This window comes from Cellulomonas bogoriensis 69B4 = DSM 16987, from assembly GCF_000767165.1.
GTDB classification, from domain to species: Bacteria; Actinomycetota; Actinomycetes; order Actinomycetales; family Cellulomonadaceae; genus Actinotalea; species Actinotalea bogoriensis.
In genome coordinates, this window is record NZ_AXCZ01000128.1 from 1 (window position 1) to 8,014 (window position 8,014).

10 protein-coding genes and 1 pseudogene are annotated in these 8,014 nt (G+C 73.0%); 5 read left to right on the forward strand and 6 right to left on the reverse strand.

Annotated features, from left to right (window positions below; all coding sequences use genetic code 11):
* A partial coding sequence (locus N869_RS10935) for a glycerate kinase (RefSeq protein WP_035061511.1) occupies positions 1-547 on the reverse strand: 547 nt, incomplete at its 3' end.
* A 72-nt stretch (positions 548-619) separates the two neighbouring features.
* Here N869_RS10935 and nadA point away from each other — a divergent pair.
* On the forward strand, positions 620-1,816 hold the full coding sequence (gene nadA, locus N869_RS10940; protein ID WP_035061496.1) for a quinolinate synthase NadA: 1,197 nt from the start codon (positions 620-622) through the stop codon (positions 1,814-1,816).
* A 2-nt stretch (positions 1,817-1,818) separates the two neighbouring features.
* Positions 1,819-2,436: a DJ-1/PfpI family protein gene (locus N869_RS10945; protein WP_035061498.1), complete on the forward strand. Its 618-nt coding sequence runs from the start codon at positions 1,819-1,821 to the stop codon at positions 2,434-2,436.
* Between the two features lie 2 nt (positions 2,437-2,438).
* Here the strand turns inward: N869_RS10945 and N869_RS10950 are convergent, their stop codons facing one another.
* On the reverse strand, positions 2,439-3,803 hold the full coding sequence (locus N869_RS10950; RefSeq protein WP_035061513.1) for a dipeptidase: 1,365 nt from the start codon (positions 3,801-3,803) through the stop codon (positions 2,439-2,441).
* A gap of 72 nt (positions 3,804-3,875) precedes the next feature.
* Between N869_RS10950 and N869_RS10955 the strand changes: the two genes are divergently transcribed.
* Both N869_RS10955 and N869_RS10960 read left to right on the forward strand, forming a co-directional pair.
* Positions 3,876-4,475: a DUF3043 domain-containing protein gene (locus N869_RS10955; RefSeq protein WP_035061500.1), complete on the forward strand. Its 600-nt coding sequence runs from the start codon at positions 3,876-3,878 to the stop codon at positions 4,473-4,475.
* Positions 4,476-4,565: 90 nt separating this feature from the next.
* Positions 4,566-5,579 carry an aldo/keto reductase family protein gene (locus N869_RS10960; RefSeq protein ID WP_035061501.1) on the forward strand — a complete coding sequence of 338 codons (1,014 nt, stop codon included), beginning with the start codon at positions 4,566-4,568 and terminating at the stop codon, positions 5,577-5,579.
* 7 nt (positions 5,580-5,586) lie between these two features.
* Here N869_RS10960 and N869_RS10965 read toward each other — a convergent pair whose 3' ends face one another.
* The 4 genes from N869_RS10965 to N869_RS10980 are packed head-to-tail and all read right to left on the reverse strand — an operon-like array spanning position 5,587 to position 7,682.
* Positions 5,587-5,823: a hypothetical protein gene (locus N869_RS10965; protein WP_035061504.1), complete on the reverse strand. Its 237-nt coding sequence runs from the start codon at positions 5,821-5,823 to the stop codon at positions 5,587-5,589.
* On the reverse strand, positions 5,820-6,842 hold the full coding sequence (locus N869_RS10970) for a quinone-dependent dihydroorotate dehydrogenase (RefSeq protein WP_035061514.1): 1,023 nt from the start codon (positions 6,840-6,842) through the stop codon (positions 5,820-5,822). Before N869_RS10970 ends, N869_RS10965 begins: the two co-directional genes overlap by 4 nt.
* Positions 6,843-6,852: 10 nt before the next feature.
* Positions 6,853-7,299, reverse strand: coding sequence for a hypothetical protein (locus N869_RS10975; RefSeq protein ID WP_035061505.1), 447 nt, complete (start codon positions 7,297-7,299; stop codon positions 6,853-6,855).
* Positions 7,296-7,682: a hypothetical protein gene (locus tag N869_RS10980; protein WP_408606357.1), complete on the reverse strand. Its 387-nt coding sequence runs from the start codon at positions 7,680-7,682 to the stop codon at positions 7,296-7,298. The genes N869_RS10975 and N869_RS10980 overlap by 4 nt, the downstream gene beginning before the upstream one ends.
* Positions 7,683-7,716: 34 nt before the next feature.
* Between N869_RS10980 and N869_RS10985 the strand changes: the two are divergent.
* Positions 7,717-8,014: pseudogene (locus N869_RS10985) on the forward strand (M17 family peptidase N-terminal domain-containing protein); the annotation flags it as partial.

Genomic DNA, 8,014 nt, shown 5'->3' on the forward strand with positions numbered 1-8,014 from the left:
CGGCGCGCAGGTCCGGCAGCCCGGTGAGGTCCTGGAGGTCGATCGCGTCGAGGGCGCCGCCACCGCGGACGAGCACCTCGGCCTGCATGCCGAGACCGGCCAGGACCCCCGCGCCCGCGTCGTTGGTGCCCGTCCCCCCGACGCCCACCACGATCCGGCGGGCGCCGGTCGAGATCGCCGCCCGGAGCAGGTGCCCCAGGCCGTCGCTCGAGGTGCGCGCCGGGTCACGCCGGTCCTCGGGGATCAGGTGCAGACCGATCGCCTGGGCGGCTTCGACGTACGCCGTGCCACCCGCCTCGTCGAGGAGCACGGCTGCGGGGACGGGGTCGCCCCAGGGACCGGGCACGGTGACCGCCAGCACCGTCGGCACGGTGCCCGCGATGCCGCTGCGCACCACCTCGAGGAACCCTGGCCCTCCGTCCGACAACGGTCTGGTGGTCACCTCGTCGTGGGGCGCGCCCTGGGCCCACCCGTCGGCGATCGCGGCGGCGGCCTGGGGTGCGGTGAGGGTTCCGGTGAAGCAGTCAGGGGCGATGAGTACGCGCACCGCGTCATCTTCGCGCACCGACCGCGCGTGGGGCGCCCGGGACCCGTGTGGGAGAATCCGGGTGTGACTGCCGTGACCACCGCCACCGGGTTCGCCGAGCCCACGCCCTCGGCCGCGCTGCTCCTCCTCGGGCAGAAGGCCGACCTGGCCTCCGAGAGGGGCGTCGAGTGCCCCGGCGCCCTCCCCGCCCCGGACGACCCGGGCCTGGTCGAGCGTGCCCGCGCCGCGAAGGAGGCGCTGGGTGACCGGGTCTTCGTGCTGGGGCACCACTACCAGCGCGACGAGGTCATCCAGTTCGCCGACGTCACCGGTGACTCGTTCAAGCTCGCGCGCGAGGCCGCCGCTCGCCCGCAGGCCGAGCACGTGGTGTTCTGCGGGGTCCACTTCATGGCCGAGTCGGCCGACATCCTCACCGGCGACCACCAGACCGTGGTGCTCCCCGACCTCGCCGCGGGTTGCTCGATGGCTGACATGGCCGCCATCGAGCAGGTCGAGGAGGCGTGGGCGGTCCTGACCGACGCCGGGGTCTCGGCCCGGACCGTGCCCGTCACGTACATGAACTCGACCGCTGCGATCAAGGCGTTCACCGGCCGCCACGGTGGCACGGTGTGCACCTCGTCGAACGCGCAGGTGGCGTTGCGCTGGGCGTTCGAGAAGGTCGGCGGACTGACCGGGGACGGCAAGGTCCTGTTCATGCCGGACCAGCACCTGGGGCGCAACACCGCGGTCGAACAGCTGGGCCTCACGCTGGAGGACTGCGTCGTCTTCGACCCGCGCAAGCCCGGAGGCGGGCTCACGGTCGCCGAGCTGGAGGCGGCCCGGATGATCCTGTGGCGCGGGCACTGCTCGGTCCACGGCCGGTTCTCGGTGCAGAACGTGACGGACGTGCGCAGCCGGGTCCCCGGTGTGAACGTCCTGGTCCACCCCGAGTGCAAGAACGAGGTCGTCGCTGCGGCGGACCTGGTGGGCTCCACGGAGTTCATCATCCGCGCGTTGGACGCGGCGGAGCCGGGATCGGCCTGGGCGATCGGGACCGAGCTGAACCTGGTGCGACGGCTGGCCGCGACGCACCCTGAGCTGACCGTGCACTACCTCGACTCCACGGTGTGCTTCTGCTCGACGATGAACCGCATCGACCTGCCGCACCTGGTCTGGACCCTGGAGTCCCTGGTCGAGGGGCGGGTGCCCAACCGGATCGTCGTCGACCCCGAGGACGCGCGGTGGGCGCGGGCCGCACTGGACCAGATGCTGGCGCTGCCAGGGGTGTAGCGATGACGAGCACCAGCCCGGTCCGGGTCGGCGTCGTGGTCTTCGACGGCGCCGACGAGCTCGACGTCGTCGGCCCGTACGCGGTGCTGCGGTCGTGGGTGGCGCACTCGTCGCTGCACCCCGAGGTCGTGACCGTGTCTGCGGACGGGCGCGGGGTCGTGCTGGCCAGGGGCCTGAAGGTCGTCCCCGACCGGTCCGCGGCCGACGTGACCGACCTGCACGTGGTCATTCAGCCCGGGGGCCCCGGCGTACGGACCCTCCTGCGCGACCGGGACCACGTGGCGTGGTTGCGCGAGACCCGGCGCCGGACGGCCGTCCTGGCGGGTGTCGGTAGCGGCACCCTGGTTCTCGCGGCCGCGGGGGCTCTCGCAGGGCGGCCGGTGGCCGCGTCCCGGGCGTGGTCGGACGACCTGGTCCGGATCGAGCCGAGCGTGCTGGTGGACACCGAGGGTCGGCTGGTCGACGACGGGGACGTCCTGACCGCGGCGGGCGGCGCGTCGAGCACCGCCGCTGGACTGCACCTGGTGGGCCGCCTGGAGTCGGAGCAGGTCGCCGACGCGGTGCGCAGCGATCTCGGCCACCCGGGCCGTGGTCCGGGGGTGGACGTCTCCGGTCGGTGACCTCAGCCCGCGCCGGGCCGGACCGCCGCCAGCCGGGAGATCAGCAGCGCCTCCGCCAGGACGACCTTCTGCAGCTCGGCCAGGTGCACCGACTCGTCGGCGCCGTGCGCGCGGGAGTCGGGGTCCTCGACACCGGTGACCAGGATGGCGGCCCGCGGGTAGGCCTCGAGGAGGTCCGCGACGAACGGGATCGACCCGCCGATCCCGGTGTCCACAGGTTCGGCCCCCCAGGCGTCGGCGAAGGCCGAACGCGCGACGGCCATCGCCGGGGAGTCGGTGGGCGCCTGGAACGCCTTGCCGAGCTCGCCGTCACTGACCGTCACCTGCGCACCGAGGGGCACGTGTTGCTCCAGGTGGCGACGCAGCGCGGCCGCGGCCGCGGCAGGGTCCTGCCCCGGGGCGATCCGAAGCGACAGCTTGGCGCGGGCCGAGGCCGCCAAGGTGTTGGACGCGTGGTCCACGGGGGTGGCGTCCAGGCCGACGACCGCGATCGCCGGCTTGGTCCAGAGCCTGCCGGTGATCGTCCCCGTCCCGGCCAGTGCCGTCCCGGGGAGCAGCGACGACTCGGCCCGGAACCGCGCCTCGTCGAGGTCGACCTCGGGCTCGGGGCCGCTGACCAGGCCCTCGACCGCGACCTGGCCGTCGTCGTCGTGGAGCGTGGCGATCACACGGCACAGGAGCGTCACAGCGTCGAGGACGGGTCCGCCGAACATGCCGGAGTGCACGGCGTGCTCCAGCACGCGCACCTCGACCTCGCACTCGACCAGGCCACGCAGGCTCGTGGTGAGCGCGGGGACACCCACGGCCCAGTTGACGGAGTCGGCCACGACGATCACGTCGGCTGCGAGACGATCACGGAACTGGTCGAGGAACAGGCCGAACCCCGGCGAACCGATCTCCTCCTCGCCCTCGACGAACACCGTGACGCCCACGGGCACGTCGTCACCGAGCGCCCTGAGGGCCCCGAGGTGGGCGACCACGCCGGCCTTGTCGTCCGCGGCTCCTCGCCCGTAGAGGCGCCCTCCGCGCTCGACGGGCTCGAACGGCGCCGAGGTCCAGGACGAGGGGCGACCGATGGGCTGGACGTCGTGGTGGGCGTAGAGCATCACCGTCGGGCTCCCCGCCGGGCCCGGGCGGTGGGCGAGGACAGCCGGGGCCGAGGACCTGCCGTCGCTGCTCGTCGCGGTGACGACCTCGACGTCGTCCAGCCCGGCCGAGCGCAGGAGCTCGGCGACGGCGTCCGCCGACCGTCCGACCTCGGCGGGGTCGCCGCTGGGGCCTGAGACGCTCGGGATCCGGACGAGGTCCTCCAGGTCCCGGCGCAGGTCGGGGAACTGGTCCGCGACCCGTCGGCGGAGGTCGTCCATGGCGGGGGTACCGGGGGCGGCGACGTCGGGGGTGTGCACGTACCCACGTTAGTGCTCCACTACCCTTGAGGTGTGTTCTCCCGCCAGCGTTCCGCGCCCGAACCCCTGCCCGAGTCGCAGCCGTCCGCGACCACCGGGGCCGACAACCTGAACCAGGGCAAGGGCCGCCCCACGCCCAGGCGCAGCCAGGCCGAGGCCGCGCGGAAGCGTCCGTTGGTGCCGTCGGACCGCAAGGCGGCCATCCGCGCGCAGCGCGCAGCGGCCAAGGACAAGCGCGAGCGTGAGTACCGCGCGATGCAGACCGGGGACGAGAGGTTCATGCCTGCTCGTGACCGCGGTCCGGTGCGGCGGTGGATCCGGGACTACGTCGACGCCCGCCGCAACCTTGGTGAGTACTTCCTCCCGGTGGCCCTCCTCATGGTGTTCTCGACGTTCGTGACCGCAGGGAACCCCACGGCCGGCGTCGTGGTGATCCTGGTGATGTACACGATCGTGCTCATCACGATCGTCGATGCGGTGATCCTCTCCCGAGTGCTCAAGCGCCGCCTGGCCGACCGCTTCGGCGCAGAGGTCCCCCGCGGGTCGCGCATGTACGGGGTGATGCGCGCGTTCCAGATTCGCCGGACCCGTCTGCCCCGCCCTCAGGTGCGACGGGGCGAGTACCCCGCCTGAGCCCACGGACACCGAGGGCCGTCCACGAGCGCGCGCGACCCTCACCGGAACGGATCGAATCGATTCGTCGTAGGGGGCTAGGCTCGTTCCATGAAGCATCGACACCTCGGGAAGAGCGGTCTCAAGATCTCGGAGATCGCCTACGGAAACTGGCTCACCCACGGATCGCAGGTGGAGAACGACGCCGCCACGGCGTGCGTCCATGCAGCCCTGGACGCGGGCGTCACCACCTTCGACACCGCCGACACCTATGCGAACACCGTCGCCGAGAGCGTCCTGGGCGACGCCCTTCGCGGGCAGCGACGGGAGTCTCTGGAGATCTTCACCAAGGTCTACTGGCCGACCGGCCCCATGGGCCCCAACGACGTGGGCCTGTCACGCAAGCACGTCATGGAGTCGATCAACGCGTCCCTCACCCGTCTGGGAACCGACTACGTGGACCTCTACCAGGCCCATCGGTGGGACTACGAGACACCGATCGAGGAGACGATGCAGGCGTTCGCCGACATCGTGCGCCAGGGCAAGGCGCTGTACATCGGTGTGTCGGAGTGGACCGCGGACCAGCTGCGGACCGGCCACGCCCTCGCCCAGGAGCTCGGCATCCACCTGATCTCCAACCAGCCGCAGTACTCCATGCTCTGGCGGGTCATCGAGGAGGAGGTCGTGCCCACCTCCGCCGAGCTGGGCCTCTCCCAGATCGTCTGGTCCCCGGTCGCGCAGGGTGTGCTGAGCGGCAAGTACAAGCCGGGCCAGGAACGCCCGGCGGGTTCGAGGGCCACCGACACCAAGGGTGGTGCGCGCATGATCGAACGGTTCATGCGTGACGACGTCCTGGAGGCCGTGCAGGGCTTGGAGCCGATCGCGGCCGAGCTCGACCTGTCGATGGCACAGCTCGCGGTGGCGTGGGTCCTGCAGAACGACAACGTCGCGGCCGCCATCATCGGCGCGTCGCGGCCGGAGCAGGTCCGCGAGAACGTGGCCGCCACGGGTGTGACGATCCCCGCCGAGCTCCTCGACCGGATCGACCAGGTCCTGGCAGGGGTCGTCGTCCGTGACCCGGCGCTGACCAAGGAGTCCTCCCCGCCTCAGCACCCGGTGTTCTGACCGGGGCTCACGCCCTCACGCCGTCACCGCCCCGGTCCGGGAGCCGGATCCGGACCGGGGCCGCGACGGCCGTCCCCCGGTGTGCCAGACGCGCGTGCGCGACACCGTCCGCCTCCAGTCGCCCCCGGCAGTCACCCAGCCACGTCTCTGCGTCGAACCTGCTGGTGAATGCGGGGCTCACCGGGCGGTCCAGCTGCCCACCCTCCGCGTCCAGGAACTCCCAGTCCCACAGCGGCCGGCTCACGAGGTGCGCCCGAGGCGCCTGTTGATGCGCGCGGCCCAGAACGGCCCCTGGTAGATGAACCCGGTGTACCCCTGGACCAGGTCGGCACCGCAGTCCAGGTAGGCGCGCGCGTCCGCGACGGTCGTGATGCCGCCGGCCCCGATGAGCACCGCACCCTGGCCCAGGCGAGCGCGCAACCGCCCGACGACCTGCAGGCCGCGCGGCAGGAGCGGGGGCCCGGACAACCCGCCCTCGCCCATGTCGTGGGCGACGGTCGTGTTGACGGCGACCACGCCGTCCAACCCCAGCTCGGTGACCAGATCGGCCACGGCGTCGACGTCCTCGTCCGCGAGATCCGGGGCGATCTTCACCAGCAGAGGTACGCGGTGCCCGCGCGCGGTCGCGCCGTCGGCGGCCTCCCTGACCGCGACCAGGATCGGACGGAGCTGGTCCACCGACTGCAGCGACCGCAGCCCCGGGGTGTTCGGCGAGGACACGTTGACCACGAGGTAGTCGGCGAACGGCGCGAGCAGCGCAGCGCTGACGGCGTAGTCCGCCGGGGCGTCCTCGGCGGCGACCACCTTCGTCTTGCCGATGTTCACCCCGATCACCGCCTCTCGGCCCCAACGGGTGGCTCGCACCCGCCGCAGACGCGCGGCGACCTCCTCGGCGCCGCCGTTGTTGAACCCCATCCGGTTGCGCACCGCGTCCTGCTCCAGGACCCGCCACAACCGTGGACGCGGGTTGCCCGGCTGCCCCTGGGCGGTGACGGTGCCGACCTCGACGAACCCGAACCCGATGGTCACGAGCCCGCGCACGCCGATCGCGTCCTTGTCGAACCCGGCCGCAAGGCCGAAGCGCCCGGGCACCTGCCGCCCCCACAGCTCGACGCCCGCCCCCGGCGGCGGTGAGCACCTCCGCGCCAGCAGGTGCCGCACACCTGGGACCGCCGCCGCGGCCCGGATCATGAGGAAGCCGAGGTGGTGCGCGCGCTCGGGGTCGAGTCGACGCAGGACGAGGGAGAAGAGCAGCCGGTACACGGCCGCCAACCTACCGGGGACCGCCGGGCCCGCCGCGGGACGTCCGACGCAGCCACAGGATTCCCAGGACCGGTAGGACCAGGGGCACGTACCCGTAGCCCTGCCCGAAGCCGGACCACACCGTGGCCCTGGGGAACAGCTCGGGGACCTGGAGCGAGATCGCGCCGACGGCGAGCACCCCCACGAGCTCGATGACCACGGCCACCCACGCGACCGGGCGCCACCGGGGACCGTCCAGGGCCAGCGCCACCGTGGCGAGCACGTACACCGCAGCAGCCACACCCGACAGCACGTAGGCCAAGGGGGCCTCGTGCAGGTCCCGCAGGATCTGCACCGCGGACCGGGCCCCGGCAGCGACCGCGAGCAGCCCGTAGACCAGGACCAGGACCCGGCCGGGCCCGGACGCGCTCGCCGGTGGGGTGGACGGTGCGGTCCGGGGCGTGCCGTGGACGCTCACGGGCCGACCCAGACCTGGAGGGTGCGGTACTGCAGGAACGCGACGGTCGCCGCCGCGAGGAGCAGCACGACCGAGCTCCACCGTGTGCGCTCGGCGAACGCCCAGGCCGCTGCGAACGGCAGCACCAGGAGCGTGGTGACCAGGTAGCCCCAGAACGTCGGCACGTCGGCGGGCCCTCTGCCGGTGGCGGCGAGGACCCCGGCCACCACCAGCTGGACCACGAGCAACGCCTCGGCCACGCCCCCGAGCAGGAGCTGCTTGAGGATGACCGGCTCGTCACGAACGGCGCGCCAGCCCGCCCACGCGGCGAGAGCGAGGCACACGGCTCCGACGAGCACGACCAGGGGTGTCCACACGGGCTCGAGGATACGTCCGGATCGCACCGGTGCAGGCTCCCCCGGCGGCTAGCATCGAGCGGTGACCACCGTGAACCTCACCCTCAAGGACCCCGCCCGTCTCGACGTCGACACGCTCGTGGTCGGCGTCGCCCGCACCCCGGACGGCCCCGTCGTCGTGGGTGAGCCACTGGCGAAGGGACCGCTCAAGGCCCTCATGTCCACGGCCCCCGCGCTCGGCGTGACCGGGGCCGTCGACGAAGTCGTGCGCGTGCCGGCGCCCTCGGGCGTGAAGGCGACGGTCGTCGCCCTGGTGGGCCTCGGCGACCACGAGGCGCACGGGGGCGCGGACGCCACGTCGCCCGGTGGTGAGCGGGTGC

Excerpts from the sequence above, each read along its gene's own strand:
- N869_RS10945 (WP_035061498.1), top strand. The coding sequence starts at position 1,819 with ATGACGAGCACCAGCCCGGTCCGGGTCGGCGTCGTGGTCTTCGACGGC.
- N869_RS10950 (WP_035061513.1), bottom strand. The coding sequence starts at position 3,803 with ATGGACGACCTCCGCCGACGGGTCGCGGACCAGTTCCCCGACCTGCGC.
- N869_RS10960 (WP_035061501.1), top strand. The coding sequence starts at position 4,566 with ATGAAGCATCGACACCTCGGGAAGAGCGGTCTCAAGATCTCGGAGATC.